General features: G+C 66.7%; 8 protein-coding genes and 1 pseudogene. All 9 read right to left on the bottom strand.

Translation table 11 applies throughout. From position 1 onward, the window contains the following. Nucleotides 1-260: 260 nt before the first annotated feature. The 9 genes and pseudogenes from CRO39_RS02380 to smc all read right to left on the bottom strand — a co-directional run bounded on the left by CRO39_RS02380 (nucleotide 261) and on the right by smc (nucleotide 19,470). Nucleotides 261-5,201: an alpha-2-macroglobulin family protein gene (locus CRO39_RS02380; protein ID WP_097120252.1), complete on the bottom strand. Its 4,941-nt coding sequence runs from the start codon at nucleotides 5,199-5,201 to the stop codon at nucleotides 261-263. Between the two features lie 236 nt (nucleotides 5,202-5,437). Then, nucleotides 5,438-8,047: a DNA gyrase subunit A gene (gene gyrA, locus CRO39_RS02375; protein WP_097120251.1), complete on the bottom strand. Its 2,610-nt coding sequence runs from the start codon at nucleotides 8,045-8,047 to the stop codon at nucleotides 5,438-5,440. A gap of 343 nt (nucleotides 8,048-8,390) precedes the next feature. Then, on the bottom strand, nucleotides 8,391-9,467 hold the full coding sequence (mtnA, locus tag CRO39_RS02370) for an S-methyl-5-thioribose-1-phosphate isomerase (protein WP_097120250.1): 1,077 nt from the start codon (nucleotides 9,465-9,467) through the stop codon (nucleotides 8,391-8,393). A gap of 64 nt (nucleotides 9,468-9,531) precedes the next feature. Continuing rightward, nucleotides 9,532-10,275, bottom strand: a complete 744-nt coding sequence (locus tag CRO39_RS02365) for a DUF3011 domain-containing protein (protein ID WP_097120249.1) — start codon at nucleotides 10,273-10,275, stop codon at nucleotides 9,532-9,534. A gap of 112 nt (nucleotides 10,276-10,387) precedes the next feature. Further along, a complete protein-coding gene (gene epmA, locus CRO39_RS20795) occupies nucleotides 10,388-11,359 on the bottom strand; it encodes an EF-P lysine aminoacylase EpmA (protein ID WP_238394524.1) in 972 nt (323 codons plus the stop codon). 513 nt (nucleotides 11,360-11,872) lie between these two features. Continuing rightward, a pseudogene (locus CRO39_RS20790) lies at nucleotides 11,873-12,172 on the bottom strand (endonuclease domain-containing protein); the annotation flags it as partial. Between the two features lie 287 nt (nucleotides 12,173-12,459). Further along, nucleotides 12,460-15,021 (bottom strand): NAD-dependent DNA ligase LigA, encoded by a 2,562-nt coding sequence (ligA, locus tag CRO39_RS02355; protein ID WP_097120247.1) that lies wholly within the window; start codon nucleotides 15,019-15,021, stop codon nucleotides 12,460-12,462. Between the two features lie 170 nt (nucleotides 15,022-15,191). Then, complete coding sequence (zipA, locus tag CRO39_RS02350; protein ID WP_097120246.1) at nucleotides 15,192-15,920, bottom strand: cell division protein ZipA; 729 nt, start codon at nucleotides 15,918-15,920, stop codon at nucleotides 15,192-15,194. Between the two features lie 46 nt (nucleotides 15,921-15,966). After that, nucleotides 15,967-19,470, bottom strand: coding sequence for a chromosome segregation protein SMC (gene smc, locus CRO39_RS02345; RefSeq protein ID WP_097120245.1), 3,504 nt, complete (start codon nucleotides 19,468-19,470; stop codon nucleotides 15,967-15,969). Nucleotides 19,471-19,639: the final 169 nt, after the last annotated feature.

Raw genomic sequence — 19,639 nt, 5'->3', positions numbered from 1 at the left:
GCGCGGAGCGAGGAACGAGTGAAGAGGAACGAGGAACGAGTGGAAGCGCGACTGCTTCATTGCCGGATTAGGTTTGTCGCGCCTCGTGCGTTTCCCGCGGATGCACGCGCGGAGCGAGGAGCGAGTGAAGAGGAACGAGGAACGAGTGGAAGCGCGACTTCTTCATTGCCGAAGGACAGCACCCCGTCCAGACCCGAGGATGTCCGCTCTTACTCGTTTCTCACTCCTCTTCACTCGTTCCTCGCTCCTCGCTCCTCGCTTCAAGGCTGCACCACCGTCATCGTCGCCGGCGACGACCTGCCTACCCCGCGAATCTCCGGCCGGTACATGTCCTCCACCAACGACGGCGGCACGGTGTAGGTGCCGGGCGTCACCGCGCGCACCAGATAGAACAGCTTGGCGGTGCTGCCGCGGTTCAACTTGAGCGCGGCCACGTAGCGGTCGTCGCGGAACTCCTCGTGCTGCACATCGGCGGCGCTGGCGCGGTCGCTGATTGCGATACCGTCGACCACCACCTCGGCCCATTGCTTGGCATCGCCCAGGTTGAAGTTCTCGATTTCCAGGCCGGCCGGCAGCAGATCGGTGAACAGCGCGTCGGGCATGCTGACGTTGGCGGTGATGCCGACCCTTACGATCAGCGCCTCGCCTTCTTTCAGATTGCCGCCGCTCCATTCCTTGCCGTCGGTGGTGTAGTAACGGCGCTCGATGCCGATCTGGCTGTTGTCCGGCGCCGGGGCGGTGCGCGGCACGCCGGCGACTTCCAGGCTGGCGAACAACGGCGGCTGACCTTCCGGATCGAAGCGCACGCCCTTGGCCAGGGTTGCGTAGTCGAAGCTGCGGCCGAACACCTTGGTGGCGGCGATGGTCTCGCTGTCGCCACCAACGCTCCATTGCCCGGATACCAGCTTCTTCTGATCGACCATCAGCGCCTTACCCAGGCGCGCCAGCGCCACCTGCTCCTGCGTGCTCAGCCACAGGTAGCCGCGGTTGCGGCGCGCGTCCAGTTCGCGGCCCAACGCCACCGAGCGCGCGTCGTACTCGGGCTTGGCCAGCTTGCGCTCGTGCACCAGCGCGATCATCAGCGCGTCATCGCGCAGACGGGTGCCGTAGTCGCCCAGGTACTCCGGACGTTCGCCGTCCTTGCCGAAACCGGCGGCGATCGCCTTGGCGCCGCGGTTCTGGTCGCCCTGCAGCGATAGGGCCAACCCCAGATGCACCAGCGGCAAAGCGGTCATGCTCTTGCCGCGCTCGTTGTCGTAAAGCGCGCGCAAGGTACCCAGTGGCGCGCGGCCCACCCGTGCCAGCGCGTAGCCGGCATAGGCCTGATAGGCGAAGCGCAGATGGTCGCGATGGCTTGCGCCGTAGAACTGCGCGCCGCCGGACAGCAGATCCTCGCTGAGGCGGGTCAACGCCTTCTGCAAGACCGCATCGGGCACCGCGAACCCGGCATCGCGCGCGTCCAGCAGGAATTCGACGATATAAGGCGTCAGCCCCGGATTGACGTAGCCGTCGTCGCCCCACATCGAGAAATGGCCGTTGGCGACCTGCATCGAAGCCAGCCGGCCGAACGCGCCTTCCATCCGCTCGCGGCGCTGCTTAGCATCGAGCCCGCCGACACCCAGTTGCCTGGCGGTTTCCTCATCCAGCTGCAGCGCGGCATAGCCCTTGCTGGTGGTCTGCTCGGCGCAGCCGTAGGGATAGTTCAACGCGCCCTGCAGGGCGCTGGCGAAGGGAATCGGCGGCAGTGCGCTGACCACCATCCGCGCACTGACCGATCCGGTCATCAGGCCATCGGCAAAACCGGCGCCCAGTTCGACCGGCGCCACCGGGTCCAGCACCCGCGTCTGCGCGCGCAGCACCGACGGCCATGCCGCGCGCACCGGCAGGTCGTAGCGCCGGTCCACCTTGAAGCCGCCGCCGTCCACGCGCACCCGCACCTTGGCGGTGGTATAGCCTTCGCCGGCGGTAACCGGGAAGCTCAACGTGGCCTTGGCATCGGCGGCCAGCTTGGCCGTGCGCGTGGGCTCGCCGAACGACAGCGGGCCCTCGCCATTGACGGTCACGCTGAACTCGCCCGGCTTGCCGGTGAAGTTCTGCACATCCAGCGTTACCGTGCTGCGATCACCCGGCGCCAACACCCGCGGCAGGCTGGCCTCGGCCACGATGGGCGCGCGCACCAGCGTTTCGCGGTCGCGGTTGCCGTAGCGTTCGTCCGAATACACCAGTGCCGAAACGCGCAGGGTGCCGTTGAAATCGGGCACCCGCAGCTTCACCCGCGCGTTGCCCTTGGCGTCCAGTTTCACCGGGCCGGCGAACAGATCCACCGTCTGCACGCGCGAGGTCGGGCGCTTGGCCTGCGGCAATGCGTCCAGCGCCATATCGCCGCCGAAACGCAGTTTTGCGCTGCCGCCTTCGAAGCTCTCGATGACGCGGCCGTAGATGTCGTACGCATCCACTCCCAGCCGGCGCTGGGCGAAGAACTGCGCGTTGGCGTCCGGCACCGGGAAGCGGGTGATGTTGAGGATGCCGACATCGACCGCGGAAACGGTCACGTGCGCTTGCTTGCCTGCCAGCTCCGGCACGCTGACGGTCACCGGCAGATCCTGCTCGGGACGCATCTGCTGCGGCATCGACAGGCCTACCGCCACCCGCCGCGCCTTGCGGTCCATCGGCACATGGGCCACGCCCACCGCACGCGCCGGCGTGATCTTGCTGGGCACCGAGCCGCCGCGGAACACCAATGCGGTCACGTAGACGTCATGGCGTTCCCAGTCCTTGGTCACCGGTATCCTGAACTTGCTGCCCGGCTTGGCGTCGATGTCCTGCACGTACAGCATGCGGTCGGTTTCGACCATCAGCAGGCCTTTGCCGGGGTGCGGCGGCGTCACCGTCACTTCCAGCGTGTCGCCCGCCTTGTAGCCGGTCCTGTCCAGCGCCAGCTTGACCTTGTCCGGACGCGCATCCAGTCCGCGATTCTGATCGTCCCAGCTCCAGCCGGCGCGGAACGGGTAGCGGGTGGTCAGGCCGGTGGCCGGGTCGAACACGTCCAGCCGGTATTCGCCCCATTGCACCGGATAGCTGACCTTCGCCGCGCCGCTGCCGATGTCCAGCGTCTTGGTTTCCAGGTTTTCGAAACGGCGGGTGAAGTCGTAGTTCCAGCCGCCTTCGTCATCGTGATTCCAGTGGTAGTCGCGGTGCTCGCGCACCAGCGTGACCTTGGCGCCCTTGACCGGCTGCGGCGTGCCCTGCGCATCCACGCGCACCAGTTCGAAACCGGCATCGCTGTTGGCATCGGCGCCGTCGCCATCGTCGAACAGCGGGCGCACGCCCACCAGCGCATCGGCCGGCCACAGCACCCGCTTGAGCGTGCGGTTGACGGTGCGGCCGCCGGTCTCGTAGACGCTGCCGGATACCAGCGCGGCGATAGGACTGACCGGCTTGGCTTCGGCCGGCAGCGCGATGTCTTCCTGGTAACGGCCGCTGTCGTCGAACGCGGCGTCCACCACGTCCTTGGCTTCGCGCGGCAACCGCAGGGTCGGATCGCCGAAGAAATAGCCCGGCAGCTGCTGCAGCGGATGTTGTTCCACCGCCACCGCCAGCTTGGCGGTAAAGCGGTTGCCGGCCGCCGGCGCGCCGTACAGGTAGGCGGCCACGGCCTGCAGCTTGAACGGCTCGCCCGGCTTCAGGACTTGCTGCGGCGTTTCCAGATCCAGCTTCATGCGCTCGGGCAGGAACTCCTCGATGCGCAGCGTCATCCCCTGCACCGCTTCCTTGCTGGCCGGATCGGTACGGAACTCGACCTGCCAGCGGCCGGTGGGCGCTTCCTGCGGGATGACCTGCTCGAAACTGAAATAGCCCTGCGCGCCGGCCTGCAGGCGGGTTTCGCGGAAGGTCTTGCCGTCAGGCTGCTTCAGCCGCAGGAACACCGGCTGCGCGCCCTTGTCGGGACCGGCGACCGGCTTGCCGTCGTTGTCGCGCAACAGCGCCGAGATGCGCACCGTCTCGCCGGGCCGGTACAGATCGCGGCCCGACCAGGCGAACACGTCGAACCAGGCCTGCTGGCGGCCGGCGACGGCGAACTCGGACAGATCCAGCGCCGGCTGGTTGAACGGCAGCATCGACACATCCTTGCCGCGGCGCGCCACCAGCACATGGCCGGCGTCCAGCGCGTAGTTCAGCAGCGCATTGCCGTTGCTGTCGGTCTTGCCGGCCAGAAAGGTCTCGCCCTTGCTGTCCAGGATGCGCAGCTCCACTCCACCCAGCGATTCGCCGCCGTGCAAGGAGGCGGTATGCACGAACAGCTTGTCCTTGTAGGCGCGGGTATGCAGGCCGATATCGCTGACGGTGAAGAAGGCGGTCTCGAAATCGCCGGAGAACTTGCCGGTGCGCTTCATCACCGCGAAGTACAGGCCCGGCTCCTGCAGTTCCTTGACCTCCTGGATCGGCAGATAGGTCAGCATGCGTTCGTTGGGCTTGCCGCCCAGCACGAAGCGGTTGAGATAGACCGGTTCGGCCAACTGCCCCAGCGGCGTATTGTCGCCGTAGTCGCTGTCCAGGTCCCAACTGCCGCGGCGGCCGCCGCGCTGGTACTCGGAAAAGAAGCGCGGCAGCGATTTCTCGGTGACGCGCAGGAACTCGACATCGACCTCATCGACATTCAGCGACACTACCGGCAGACCGCGGCTTTCGCGCGCCGGCAGCACGCTGCCCTGCGAGGCGAAGCCTACCGCGGGGTCCAACTGGCCGGTATGGATGGTTTCCTTCAGTTCCTTGCCCAGCCGGCTGCCGTCGGCCGCCAGCAGATCCGGCTTGACTAGCACCTGATAGTCCTTGGCCGCTTCGACCGACGGAAAGCGCAGGATCAGTCCTTTGTCGTCCAGCACCCAGCCGCCCTTGACGGCTTCGCCCTTGGCGCCGGAAACCACGAGCAACTCGTCGAAATTCTGCGAACCGACCAGCGGCCGGCTGAATTCCAGCGCGATGGCCAGGCTGCCGTCGTGCTGATCGGGATAGATGGACGCCAGCCCGAAGTCCTTCATTTCCTCGCGCTGGGCCTTGATCGGATCGCCGCTGGCGGCAGGCAACTGGCCGCTCTCGTTGCGTTTGCAGCCCCCCGCCAGCGCGGCGAACAAGGCCAGAACGAAAAACGCGCGGCCCAGACGGGTGCGCGCGTTGGCGAAGCGTTGCGATGCCGGTTCCATGTGCCTATCCCTGCCCCGATGTTGTCGGCAGTATAGAACGGAGACCGGCGGCTTGCTGGCCATCGTGCCGAAAAAACACGGAACCTTGTAGGAGCGACGTGAGTCGCGATGAAGCTTCCATGGGAAAGCCCGTCGCGACTCACATCGCTCCTACGGAATGTTCCTACCGGATGTCCCTTCCGCCGACGCTGCCGGAAGCGCCGGGACGCGCGCAATGCGCGTCCCGGCAACGGCACTCATGCCTGCGGCTGCGGCTCCACAACCGTCTCGGCGACGGCATCCGCCTCGCCATCGTCCTCGTCCAGCGAGGCGTCCAGGCGTTCGACCGCCTGCAGGGTTTCGCCTTCGGACAGGCGCATCAGGGTGACGCCCTGGGTATTGCGGCCGACCTGCGAGATTCCCGACGCCCGCGTGCGCACCAGCGTGCCGCCATCGGAAATCAGCAGCACCTCATGATGGTCGGACAGTTGGATGGCGCCGACCAGTTTGCCGTTGCGCTCGCTGGTCTTGATGGCCAGCACACCCTGGGTACCGCGGCCCTTGCGCGGGTATTCGTCCACCGGCGTGCGCTTGCCGTAACCGCGCGCGCTGGCGGTCAGGATGTCGCCATCGCCTTCGACCACGATCAGACTGACCACCTCCTCGCCTTCGGCCAGACGGATGCCGCGCACGCCGGTGGCGGTACGGCCCATCGAGCGGACTTCGTTCTCGGCAAAGCGCACCGCCTTGCCGTTGGATGCGAACAGCATCACGTCGCGTTCGCCATCGGTCAGCGCCACGCCGACCAGCGCATCGCCTTCGTCCAGGTTGATCGCAATCTTGCCGCGCGCCAGCTTGAACGCGAATTCGGTCAGCGGGGTTTTCTTGACCGTACCGTTCTGGGTGGCGAAGAACACATAGCGGCCTTCTTCATAGGCGCGGATCGGCAGCACCGCCTGCACCTTCTCGCCGGCTTCCAGCGGAATCCAGTTGATGATCGGGCGGCCGCGGGCATTGGGGCCGGCTTCTGGCAGCTGATGCACCGGCAGCCAGAACACCTTGCCGCTGCTGGTGAAGGTCAGCAGGGTGTCATGGGTGTTGACCAGCCACAGCTGGTCGATGAAGTCCTCGTCCTTGGTCGCCGCCGCATTGCGGCCGCGGCCGCCGCGGCGCTGCGCACGGTAGGCGCTGGCCGGTTGGCGCTTGGCATAGCCGGCGTGCGACAGCGTCACCACCACGTCTTCCGGCGCGATCAGATCCAGGATGTCCAGATCCTCTTCGCTGTGGCGGATCTCGCTGCGGCGGGCATCGCCGAACTCGGCCTTGACGTTGTCGAGCTCGTCGCGGATCACCTGCATCAGCACATCCGGGTTTTCCAGGATGCGGATCAGGCCGGCGATGGTTTCCAGCAGCAGCTTGTATTCCTCGGTCAGCTTTTCCTGCTCCAGCCCGGTCAGGCGATGCAGGCGCATTTCCAGAATCTGGGTAGCCTGGGTCTCGGTCAGCTGGTACACCTTGCTGGAATCAGGACCGTCAAGGAACCCGACATCGGCCGGCAGGTCCTCGGGGCGCGAGGATTCGGCGCCGGCCGCGGCCAGCAGCGCACCGACCAGACCCGGTTCCCAGGTCTTGGCCAGCATGCGCTCCTTGGCTTCCTGCGGATTGGCCGACGTCTTGATCAGTTCGATCATCTCGTCGATGTTGGCCAATGCGACGGTCAGGCCTTCCAGGATGTGCGCGCGGTTGCGCGCCTTGCGCAGCTCGAAGATGGTGCGGCGGGTGACCACTTCGCGGCGGTGGCGCACGAAGGCTTCCAGCATCTGCTTGAGATTCAGCAGCTGCGGGCGGCCATCGACCAGGGCGACCATGTTGATGCCGAACACCGACTCCATCGGGGTCTGCGAGTACAGATTGTTCAGCACCACCTCGGCCGACTCGCCGCGCTTGACCTCGATGTAGATGCGCATGCCGTCCTTGTCGGACTCGTCGCGCAGCTCGCTGATGCCTTCCAGGCGCTTTTCCTTGACCAGCTCGGCAATCTTCTCGATCAACCGCGCCTTGTTCACCTGGTACGGAATCTCGGTGACGATGATCGACTCGCGGCCGGTGCGGTCATCGACTTCGATATCGGCCTTGGCGCGCATGCGCACGCGGCCACGGCCGGTGCGGTAGCCGGCGACGATGCCGCTGGTGCCGTTGATGATGCCGGCGGTGGGGAAATCCGGGCCGGGGATGTACTGCATCAGGCCATCGACGTCGATCTCCGGGTCTTCGATCAGCGCCAGCAGGCCGTCGATGACCTCGCCCAGGTTGTGCGGCGGAATATTGGTGGCCATGCCCACGGCGATGCCGGCAGAGCCGTTGACCAGCAGGTTCGGGAACCGGGTCGGCATCACCGACGGCTCGTATTCCTTTTCGTCGTAGTTGAGCTGGAAATCGACGGTTTCCTTGTCGATGTCGGCCATCAGCTCGTGGGTCAGGCGCGACATGCGCGCCTCGGTGTAGCGCATTGCCGCGGCGGAATCGCCGTCGACCGAACCGAAGTTGCCCTGCCCGTCCACCAGCAGGTAGCGCAGCGAGAATGGCTGCGCCATGCGCACCAGGGTGTCGTAGACCGACTGGTCGCCGTGCGGGTGGTACTTACCGATGACGTCGCCGACGATACGCGCCGACTTGAAGTGGGCCTTGTTGCTGTGCGCGCCGAGTTCGTTCATCGCATACAACACGCGGCGATGGACCGGCTTTAGGCCGTCCCGGACATCCGGGAGCGCGCGCCCCACGATCACGCTCATCGCGTAATCGAGATAGCTCTTGCGCATCTCGTCTTCGAGGTTGACGGGGATGATTTCCTTGGCGAGATCGACCATTCGGGGTCCGTTTCTGGGTTCTGGTTTTCGGCCAATAACCGGGCTGCCGAAACGCTGTCGGCAAGCCGGAAAAAGGTGGGATTTCTAACCTGTCGATGATACCACAAGCGGGCATGGATTGCCCGTCCATGGCTTACAGAAACAAGCACTTAGGATGGCCCAGGCCCGCCGCCAAGCCACCGTCACGACCGCGGACGAAAACCGATGGCCGGCCGGGCCCGCCCTACGGATTCCAGTCGTTGTCACGCCTGGTCACGAAACCGACGACGTGCCTTGCTTGCGCCACCGGTCGTTGCCGGAATGGTGGGTTGCACGCGGCAATGGCGGCGGCCCGGGGCCCGCCCTACGGGGCGCTGAAGGCGGCGCGCATCTTTTCTTCGTCGGGCCGCTCAATCACGCCCTTCTCGGTGACGATGGCGTCGATCAAGGCGGCGGGGGTGACGTCGAACACCGGATTCCATGCGCTGATGCCCTCGGCGACCGTGCGCACGCCGCCGATGCCGAACATCTCGCCCGGTTCGCGTTCCTCGATCTCGATGCTCTCGCCGCTGGCGGTGGCCATGTCCACCGTCGAGGACGGCGCAACCACCATCACCTTCACGCCATGATGATGGGCGGTGATGGCCAGTTGGTAGGTCCCGATTTTGTTGGCGACATCGCCATTGGCGCAGATGCGGTCGGCACCTACCACCACCCACTGCACCGCGCCGGTCTTCATCAGATGCGAGGCGGCGGAATCGGCGATCAGCGTGGCCGGAATATCGTCCTGCTGCAGCTCCCATACGGTCAGCCGGGCGCCCTGCAGCCACGGCCGGGTTTCGCCGGCGTACACCTTGCCGATACGCCCCTGGGCGACACCGGCGCGGATCACGCCCAGCGCGGTACCGAAACCTGCCGTGGCCAGCGAACCGGTGTTGCAATGGGTCAGCACGCCGCTGCCGGGCGCGATCAATGCCGCCCCCAGCGTCCCCATCAACCGGTTGGCGGCCAGGTCCTCTTCGGCGATGGCCAGCGCTTCCAGTTCCAGCATGCCGCGCCAGTCGTTGCCGGCGGCGCGCAATGCCGTACGCATGCGCTGCAAGGCCCAGGCCAGATTGACCGCGGTCGGACGCGCCGCGTTGAGCCGCTGCAGCGCCGGCTCCAGCCTGGCCAGCGCTTCGGCCGGATCCGCCGCGACTATTTCGCGGGCGGCCAGCACCACGCCCCAGGCCGCGGCGATGCCGATCGCCGGCGCACCGCGCACCGCCAGCGCGTGGATGGCGGCGGCGACTTCGTCGCTGCTGGTGCAGGTCAGGTACTCGACCTTGAATGGCAGTTGCCGTTGATCCAGCAGCTCCAACGCGGATCCGGTCCAGCGAATCGGGCGGATGCGGTCGTAGCGGGCGTAGTCGATGCTGTCATTGTCGATGCTGTCGTTCATCCCGCTATTGTAGCCGTCCGCCGTAAAGTCCCCGTGCGCCTGCGCGGGGACTTTACCCGGCGCCTCACCACGCGCGGAATTCGCCACGGCAGCCGTGGCTGACCCAGACGCCGCGACGGTCGGTGCCCCAGGTACGGCCCTCGATACAGGGCGAACTGGAAAGTTGCCGCTGCAGGCTCACGCGGCGCCCATCGACCTGGCAATAGCGGGTCCGGCCATTGTCCGATTCGCAACGGAACAACTGTCCGCCGCCATGGCCGTATCCGTCATCCCAACCTCCGCCGCCCCAGTTGCCGCCGCGCCGGCTGACCTGGAATTCGCCACGGCAACCGCGCGAAACCCAGATGGCGCCGCGTTGCCGGCCCCAGTTGTGGCCTTCGATGCAGCGGGTGCCGGACAGTTGGCGGACCAGGCGCACCTGGCCGTTGCGGGGAATCGCACACGTTCGGTGGCGGCCATTGTCCGATTCGCAGCGCAGCGTCTGCGCGTTGCCCCAGCCGGGGCCATAACCGCCGCCTCCGCTACGGAATTCGGCACGGCAGCCCTGGCTGACCCAGACCCCGCCACGGTCGTAGCCCCAGTTGCGCCCCTCCACGCAGCGCGTACTGGAAAGCTGACGCACCAGCACGACGCCGCCATAGGTATCGACGCGGCAGTGGCGGGTGCGGTTGCCATCGGATTCGCAGCGGAAGGTCTGTCCATAGCCATCGCCGTAACCGTAGCCGCGCTCCTGGTGCGGCCCAGCGAATGCTTGATTGGCGGCGGAAAAACCGACCAGCGCTAAGGCGAACGTCAGCAGACTGCGCATGGCTCTCTCTCCAGTGGCGGTAACTGCAGACGAATCTACCGCGCCATCATGAACGTGAATGCAAGAAACCGTTTACGCCCGCAGCGCATCCAGCTGACCGTTATGCCGCCGCTCAGGCTCTGGAAAAATCGAAGGCCAGCGCATCGGCGATGCGCGCGGTTTCCAGCATCGCCATCAGCAGGCGATCCACGCCCAGCGCCACTCCGGAGCAGTCGGGAAAGCCAGCGTCCAGCGCATCCAGCAGCGATTGGTCGATGGCCGGCGTGCCGATACCGCGGGTACGGCGGATGTCGATGTCGCGCAGAAACCGGGCACGCTGTTCGCGCGCATCGGCGAGTTCGTGATAGCCGTTGGCCAGTTCCAGCGGGCCCAGGTACAGTTCGAAGCGCTCGGACACCTGGACATCGCCGTCATCGCGCAACCGCGCCAGCGCGCACTGCGATGCCGGATAGTCGTAGACGGCAAGCAACTGCCCGGCGGGAAAATCCGGTTGCAGGCGATGGGTCATCAGCAGGTCCAGCCAGTCGTCGCGCGTCAGGCCCTCGCCGTCGACGGCGATGTCCGCCGCTGCGGCGCGCAGCATTCCCTCATCCGCGGTCATCGGGTCGATGCCCAGGCGCTGCCGGTAGATCTCCCGGAAAGAAATTCGCGCCACCGCGGCGGTGCGCCCGATCATCGCCAACGCGGCCTGCACCAGTTCGACCGTTTCATCGATCAGTTGCGGCAGATCCCAACCCAGCCGGTACCATTCCAGCATCGTGAATTCCGGGTTGTGGCGGCCGCCGGCTTCGCCATCGCGAAACACCCGACCCAACTCGTAGCAATCCCCCAGGCCGGCAGCGAGCAGGCGCTTGAGCGGAAACTCCGGTGAGGTCCGCAGCCAGCGCTGGCGCGGCCCGGCGTCGACGTGCCCGCCGAACTCCAGCGAAAACGAGGCGATATTGGGATCGGTATTGCCGGCCTGCGACATCATCGGCGTCTCGACTTCCAGCACGTTGCGCGCATGGAAGAACTCGCGCACCAACCGGTTCAGCGCCGCTCGCAGGCGAAGGGCATCGCGCGAGGCGGAAGGCGCCCAGGGCAACGCTGCGCCAATGCCATCCGGCCACGGCGGACCCGACTGCCACGCTTGCCCCCTCACCCCAACCCTCTCCCCCGCAGGCGGGGGAGAGGGGGTGGATGCACTGGCTGCACCAGGCTTGCACGCCGCTGCCGGCACAGGCTGCTGTTGCGTTCGCTGGTCCATGGAATTCGGCTGCCGACTGCGCGGTTGCGCGTGGTTCCCGGCGGGATTCGGAGCATCGCCCCGACCCTGGCCTTGGTGCTGAACCTCCCCCGGGCTCTGACCCTGGTCCCAATCATCACCTGGGCGCGAGCTCTGATCCTGGCTCTGCTGGCAGTGTTCCCGGCCATCCTGATTCCGCTCCTGGCTTTGGCTTTGGCTTTGGCTTTGGCTTTGGCTTTGGCTTTGGCTTTGGCTTTGGCTTTGGCTTGGGCTTGGGCTTTGGCTTTGGCTTGGGCTTGGGCTTCTGCCCCCTCTCCCCCGCTCGCGGGGGAGAGGGTTGGGGTGAGGGGGCCGCTCCTGCAAGGCATGCCAGATCGCATCCATCACCGAATCGGTTCGCAACAGCACATCGTCATTCCAGAAGCGCAGTACCCGCAGTCCAACCGACTCCAGATAGGCCGTCCGCTCCGCATCGTTGCCTGCAAGCTCAATGTGCTGCCCGCCGTCCACCTCGATAACCACGCCCGCTTCCACGCAGATCAGATCGACGATGTAGCCGCCAACCCGATGCTGCCGACGGAACTTGAAGCCCAGTTGCCGGTTGCGCAGGCGCTGCCAGAGCCGATGTTCGGCATCGGTCGGCGCAGTACGCATTCGCTTGGCGTGATCCATCTCCCCCTCACCCCAGCCCTCTCCCCCGCAAGCGGGGGAGAGGGGGCCCAAAGCTTGCGTTCCCGGATGACATCATCCCCGGTCTTCCCTGCCCTCTCCTTCGCAAAAGGGGGAGAGGGGGCGAAAAGCTTGCGCTGCCGGATGACGTCGTCCCCGGTCTTCCCTGCCCTCTCCCCCGCAAGCGGGGGAGAAGGGGCCAAAAACTTGAATTCCCGGATGACGTCATCCCCGGTCTCCCCAGCCCTCTCCACCGCAAAAGGGGGAGAGGCAGCCCAAAGCGTGCTTTCTCAGGCGGCATCGTGCTTGGCCAGGAAGTCCAGCAACTGTGCTTCATCCCAGATTTCGATCCCCAGTTCCTGCGCCTTGGCCAGCTTGGAACCGGCCGCTTCGCCGGCCACCACCAGGTGGGTCTTCTTCGACACGCTGCCGGCGACCTTGGCGCCCAGCGCTTCGAGCCTGGCGCCGGCCTCATCGCGGCTCATCGAAGACAGGCCGCCGGTCAGCACGACGGTCTTGCCGTCCAGCGGGCCGGTGGCTTCGACCACGCCTTCCGGGGTTTTTTCCAGCAGTTCGGCCAGCGCACCGGCACTGCGCGTCAGCAACCTGGCGTTATCCGGGACCTGCAGCCATGCCGTCAGTGCGTTGGCCGACTCCGCCGGCAGGCCGGCGCTGACGAAGTTGTGCGTTGGCGCATCCGGCAATGCCTGCGCAAACCGGTTGATCGCGCCCGGCGAGACTTCGGCCAGGGTCGACGCCAGTTGCTCGGCACGCACGCGGGTCACCTTGGGAATCTCCAGATCCACCAGCAGCGTGGCCAGGTCCAGCCCATCGCGCAGCCTGGCCGTCGGCGGATGCGTGTCGCGGATACGTACCTTGCCGACGGTCAACAGATCGTCGATGGCCTGCTGATTGCCCGGCTGCTCGAAGAAGTGCCCGAGCGAGCGCGCCACTTCGCCGCCGATGTCCGGCACCCGCTTGAACAGCGGCCACGGCAGGCGGCGGATCAGGTCCAGATCGCCGAACCACTGGGCCAGCGCCTTGGCCGTGCTCTCACCCACGTGCTGGATGCCCAGCGCAAACAACAGCCGCTCGAGCATGGCGTCGCGACTGGCGTCGATGGCCGCGATCAGATTGTCGGCCCACTTGGTGGCGATCTTCTTCGGGTTCCATTCGAAGTCGATCTGTTGCGACAGCGCGCGCGCGCGCCAATCCTTGCTACCGCCATCGAGCCTGGCGATGGCGTTGAGCACCTCTCCGCTGCCTTCCGGACGCAGGTGCGGCTTGACCGCGCCGGCCAGCGCCTGCGGCGATTCGGCATCGAGTACCAGCTTCAGATGCAACAGTTGGTCGCGCCGCAGTTGGTACAGATCGGCGACGCCGCGCACGATGCCGGCATCGACCAGGGTCTCGATGTACTTGTCGCCCAGACCTTCGATATCCATCGCACGGCGCGAGGCGAAATGGCGGATGGCTTCCTTGCGCTGCGCCGGGCAGCTGAGTTCGCCGGAGCAGCGCCAGACCGCCTCGCCTTCTTCGCGGACGATTTCCGAGCCGCACACCGGGCATTGCGCGGGCATCTGCCAGGCCTGGGTACCGGCAGGACGGCGCTCGAGAATCACGCTGACCACTTCCGGGATCACGTCGCCGGCGCGGCGCACGATCACGGCATCGCCCACGCGCACGTCCAGCCGCGCGATCTGATCGGCGTTGTGCAGCGTTGCGTTGGTGACGATGACGCCGGCCACCTGCACCGGCGCCAGCCGCGCCACCGGCGTGGCCGCGCCGGTACGGCCGATCTGGATCTCGATGGCCTGGACCGTGGTGGCCTGCTCCTGCGCCGGGAACTTGTGCGCAATGGCCCAGCGCGGCGCGCGCGAGACGAACCCCATCTCGCGCTGTCCTTCGCCATCGTCCAGCTTGTAGACCACGCCATCGATATCGAACGGCAGCGCGTCGCGGCGTTCGCCGATGCGGCGGTAGTAATCCAGCAGGCCTTCGGCGCCTTCCACCACTTCGCTGAGGCCGCTGACCGGGAAACCCCATTGCCGCAGTTGCGCCAGCGTGGCCGAATGCGAATCCGGCAGGACCGCGCCCTCCACCAGGCCGGTGCCGTATGCGAAAAATGCCAGCGGCCGTTGCGCGGTGATGCGCGGGTCCAGCTGGCGCAGCGAACCGGCAGCGCCGTTGCGCGGATTGGCCAGCACCTTGCCGCCATGCAGGCGGGCCTGTTCGTTGTACTTCTCGAAATCGGCACGCGGCATGTAGACCTCGCCGCGGACCTCCAGTACCTCGGGAATCGGAGAAGCGGCCTCATCTGCGTTTTGAGCCGCTCCCGATTCCCCTTTCCCCATTCCCGCCATTCCGCTGCGCAAACGCAGCGGAATGGCCTTGACCGTGCGCAGGTTGACGGTGACGTCCTCGCCGGTGGCGCCGTCGCCGCGGGTGGCGCCCTGCACGAAATGACCCTTTTCGTAGCGCAGGCTGATGGCCAGGCCGTCCAGCTTGGGCTCGGCGGAAAAACGCAAGGTCGGCCGCTTGAGCTTGTCGGCAATGCGGCGGACGAAATCGTGGACTTCCTCGTCGCTGAAGGCATTGCCCAGCGACAGCATCGGAATGGCATGGCGCACTTCGGCAAACTTTGCCGACGGCGCATTGCCCACGCGCTGGGTTGGCGAGTCCGCGGTCAGCAGCTGCGGATGCGCGACTTCCAGTTCATCCAGCTCGCGCAGCAGGCGGTCGTACTCGGCGTCCGGGATGTTCGGCTCATCGAGCACGTGGTAGCGGTAATTGGCGTCTTCCAGCTGGCGGCGCAGTTCGGCGATGCGGGTGGCGGGCGTTGGCTTCGTCATGGGTGAATTCTAAACCGGCCGGGCGTTTGCCGCGTGTGGCCTTCGGCGCAACTGCCGCCGATGCCGCAACCTCATGCGGCGATTCCGCCGGATGCCCGCTTGCCGTTCGCTGGCGGCCAACGCCTGCGGCCATCGGACGTCGCTAACGGGCGAACACCGCCCTTACCGATTCACCACCGCGGCGACTTGGTCAACGGCGGTGCTTCGTGCTGGCGGTCGTAGGCGCGCAATTCCTCGCGGATGTGCTGGATGCGCTGGCGGCCCAGCGCGTTGCGGCTGTCGTCCAGCACCACGCCATTGAGCAGTTCGGCCATGCGTTCGACATTGGGCAGCAGCTTCTCCCAGGCTTCCAGCGCGGTCATCGGCGCCGGCAGGGTCAGGAAGAAGGCGATGGCCGGGGTTTCCAGTTCGCGGATGTTGGCCATGTCGAAGCTGCCCGGCTGCAGGATGTTGGCCATGCTGAACACCGGGCCGCGCTCCGGGTGGCCTTCGATCAGGCGGTGGAACACGTTCATGTGGCCGAAGGTCAGGCCGGTCTTCTCGGCGGCGACCACGATGTCCTCGCCGCGCAGCATGTGCCCTGCCCTGGCGGCGACGTACAGCGAAACGATCTTGTCGAAATCCTGGTCCGGGCGCTTGCCCAGATCGCTGTCCGGTTGCGCGGCAGGACCGGTCCCGGGCAACCCCAGTTCGGGCTGGATGACGTTGTCGCCGCTGTAGTCCGATTCCTGCAGCGAATCGGCGGCCAGGCTGGGTTCGACCCGCGCCGTGTCGCGTTCGCTGGGTTCCAGCCGCCGCCCCTGGCTGGCCTTCTTGGGCCGGCCGAAGAAGAAGATCGCCACCAGCAGGATCACGCCGGCGATGAGGATGCCGATTCGAAGCATTGCCATGTCGGACACTATCGGTTTCTCCTCCGCCAGGGATTAGTCAACGCCGTCGGGACGGTCACGCCGCTCCCGCCAGGCGCGCGGCCTCTTCCAGGTCCACCGACACCAGCCGGCTGACACCCGGTTCGCGCATGGTAACGCCACTGAGCTGATGCGCGGCTTCCATCGTCGCCTTGTTGTGGCTGACGAACAGGAACTGCACCTTCTCGCTCATCTCCTTGACCATGTTGGTGAAGCGGCCGACGTTGGCCTCGTCCAGCGGCGCGTCGACCTCGTCGAGCAGGCAGAACGGCGCGGGGTTGAGCTGGAAGATGGCGAACACCAGCGCCACCGCGGTCATCGCCTTCTCGCCGCCGGACAGCAGCGAGATGTTGGACACGCGCTTGCCGGGCGGGCGCGCCATGATCGCCACGCCGGTATCCAGCAGGTCTTCGCCGGTCAGTTCCAGATAGGCGTGACCGCCGCCGAACAGGCGCGGATACAGCGACTGCACGCCGGCGTTGACGCGGTCGAAGGTATCCTTGAAACGGCCGCGGGTTTCGCGGTCGATCTTGCGGATGGCCTCTTCCAGCGTTTCCAGCGCCGAGGTCAGATCGGCATCCTGCGCGTCCAGGTATTCGGACCGCTGCGAGGCTTCGCCGTACTCGTGGATGGCGGCCAGGTTGACCGGCTCCAGCCGGCGCATGCGGCCATCGATCTGGTTGACCGCCTGCTCCCATTCGGCCGGATTGGCCGCTTCCGGCAGCGTGTTGATCACATCCTCCAGCACGAAGCCGGCAGCGACCACAGCCGTGGACAGCTGCTCGGCCTTCAGCACCAGCGCCTGCTGATCCAGCTTGCGCTGGGAAATGCGCTCGCGCTGGGCCAGCGCCTGCTCGTCGCGCTGGTGGCGGGTCTGTTCGTACTGGCGCAGTTCGTTGTCGATGCCTTCCAGCGCGCTGCGCGCCTCGGCCAGCTTGCGGTCGGCATTGACGCGCTGCTCCAGCGCGGCCTGGCGCTGGGCTTCCAGCTCCTGCACCGGCGAATCGCCTTCGGACAGCTGCGCATTCAACTCGTCCAGGCGCGAATCCAGCTGCCCGCGCTGGCTGCCCATGCGCTCCAGCGCCTGGCTCAGGCCGACGATCTGCGCGCGCTGCGATTCCAGCGTCAACGCCAGCGCATGGGCGGCGTCGCGCGAGGCGCGTGCCGCATCGCGGGCGGCGTCGCGCGCTTCGACCAGCTGACGGCGTTCGGCCTCCAGCGACTGCCGCGCGCTTTCCAGATCGCCCATCTGGCCGACCGCGTCCTCCAGCCGAGTGCGCGCTTCGCGCGCCTGTTCGCGGCTGGCGTCCAGCGTTTCGATCAGCTGCGCCAGTTCGGCATCGATCTTGTCGATGCGGTTGCGGGTCGATTCCACCTTGCCCTGTTGGCTCTGCAACTGGCCGGCCAGTTCGGACACGCTGCGGTGGGCCATGTAGAGCGCGCGCTGGGCGTCCTCGCGCTGCTGCTCGGCGGCCAGCAGTTGATCGCGCAGGCTGAGCAGGCGCTGTTCCAGTTCGGCTTCGCGCTCCTGCAGGGTTTCGATTTCCAGCCGCAGCGCCTGGATGTCGCGCTCGCGCAGCAGCGCGCCCTGCTTGGCCGCACCCTGCCGCGATACCCGCACCCAGCCTTCGCCCAGGCGCTCGCCGCTGCGGGTGATGACCGAATCGCCCTCGCCCAGCTGCGGCAGCAGCCGGCGCGCTTCGGCCAGATCCTCGGCCGTGTGCAGGCGCGCCAGCAAGCGGCGGATGGCGGCAGGCCCCTGCACCTTGGCCGCCAGCGAGGTGGCGGCGAACGGAATATCCGCGCCATCGGACGAAACCAGGGCGATGCGGCCCTCGCCCAGTTCGCCCAGCGCATCGACCAAGGTTTCGGGAGCTTCGATCAGCACGCCCTCGATCAACTGGCCCAGCGCGCCTTCGACGGCGTTTTCCCAGCCCGATTCGACGCTCAGACGCTCGCCGACGCGGGCGGCGCTGTCCAGCCCGCGTGCCTTCAGCCAGGCGACCGCGGCGCCCTGCTCCTGGCCCAGTGCGGCGTGCTGCAGCGTTTCCAGCGACGACAGCCGGCCGCGCGATTCCTGCGCGCGCTTGCGCAGATCCGACAGTTCGGTCTGGGTGGCGCGCTGCTGCTCCTGCACGGCGGCAGCGGCCTGTTTGCGGGTTTCGACCTGTTCGGTCAGCGACTCCAGCGATTCCTTCTGGGTATCGTGCTGGAGCTGCAGTTGCTCGAACGCCGCCGCCAGCGCGTCCAGATCCAGGCTGCTGCGCTCACCGGCCAGCGCCTGGCGGCGGCGGTCGGCTTCGAATGCCTGCCGGTCCAGGTAGTCGACGCGGGTGCGCTCGACCTCGCCGGCGCGCGCGGCCTCGGCCGATTCGCGCGAGTGCGCCTCCCAGCGCTGCTGCCAGTCCGCCAGCCGGGCTTCGGCCTCGCGCAGCGCGTCCTGCTTGAACAGGTCGTCTTCCTGCAACTGCTGCAACTGCGGTTCGGCCTCGGCGACCGATTCGCGCAACACGTTGAGCCGGGTTTCGTCGCCGCTGATGTGTTCGCCCAGTTCCGACAGCGCCGCCTGCGCCTCTTCGTGCGCCTTGCGCAGGCGCTCGGACAGCTCGCGCTGATGCTGCATCTGCTGTTCGATGCGCGCCAGCGCACTGCCGACCTGGTAGACCTCGGCCTGGGCGCGGTTGAGCGCTTCGGCCGATTCCTCGCGGCGCACACGGTCGGTTTCGATGTTGGCTTCGGCTTCGCGCTGCTCGGCGATCAGTTGCTGCAGCTTGGTTTCCTCCTGCGACAGGCCTTCGCGCAGCGCCTGCAGCTGGCCGTCCAGGCCGCGGTACTCCAGCGCCTTCCATTCGGCGTCCTTGACCCGGCGCTCTTCCTGCAGGGCCTGGTACTGTTCGGCCTGCTTGGCCTGGCGCTTGAGGTGTTCGAGCTGCTTGCCGATTTCCTCGCGCAGATCGCCCAGCCGCTCCAGGTTCTCGCGGGTGTGGCGGATGCGGGTTTCGGTTTCCTTGCGGCGCTCCTTGTACTTGGAGATGCCGGCGGCCTCTTCCAGGTAGATGCGCAGATCTTCCGGGCGTGCCTCGATGATCTGGCTGATCATGCCCTGCTCGATGATCGAGTAGCTGCGCGGGCCCAGGCCGGTGCCCAGGAACAGATCGGTGATGTCGCGGCGGCGGCACTTGGTGCCGTTGAGGTAGTAGCTGCTGGTGCCGTCGCGGCTGACCAGGCGCTTGACCGAGATCTCGTTGAACGCGGCAAACTCGCCGCTGACGGTGTGATCGCTGTTGTCGAAGATCAGCTCGACGGTGGCTTGCGAAACCGGCTTGCGCGCGGCCGAACCGGAGAAGATCACGTCGGTCAGCGAATCGCCGCGCAGGCGGCTGGCCGAGCTTTCGCCCATCACCCAGCGCACCGCGTCGATGATGTTGGACTTGCCGCAGCCGTTGGGCCCCACCACGCCGGTCATGTTGGTCGGCAAGTGCAGCGTGGTCGGGTCGACGAAGGATTTGAAACCGGACAGCTTGATGGTGGAAAGGCGCATGCGGCGTGGGCTTCCTGGCATCGCAGCCGCCATGGCGGCGCGCGGCCAACAGTAAGTTTTTAATTAACTAATTTCGCCAAGCCATTGATTTTATTAACAATCACTCGGCAGCATTGTCGAAGCGACCCATGAGTATAACGGGCTGCGGCGAGGCCCGGCGAACCCGGAT

Source organism: Pseudoxanthomonas wuyuanensis, from assembly GCF_900215535.1.
In the GTDB taxonomy this organism is placed as follows: Bacteria; Pseudomonadota; Gammaproteobacteria; order Xanthomonadales; family Xanthomonadaceae; genus Pseudoxanthomonas_A; species Pseudoxanthomonas_A wuyuanensis.
The sequence above is the reverse complement of the archived record's forward strand: the minus strand, read 5'-3'. Positions and strand labels throughout refer to the sequence as shown.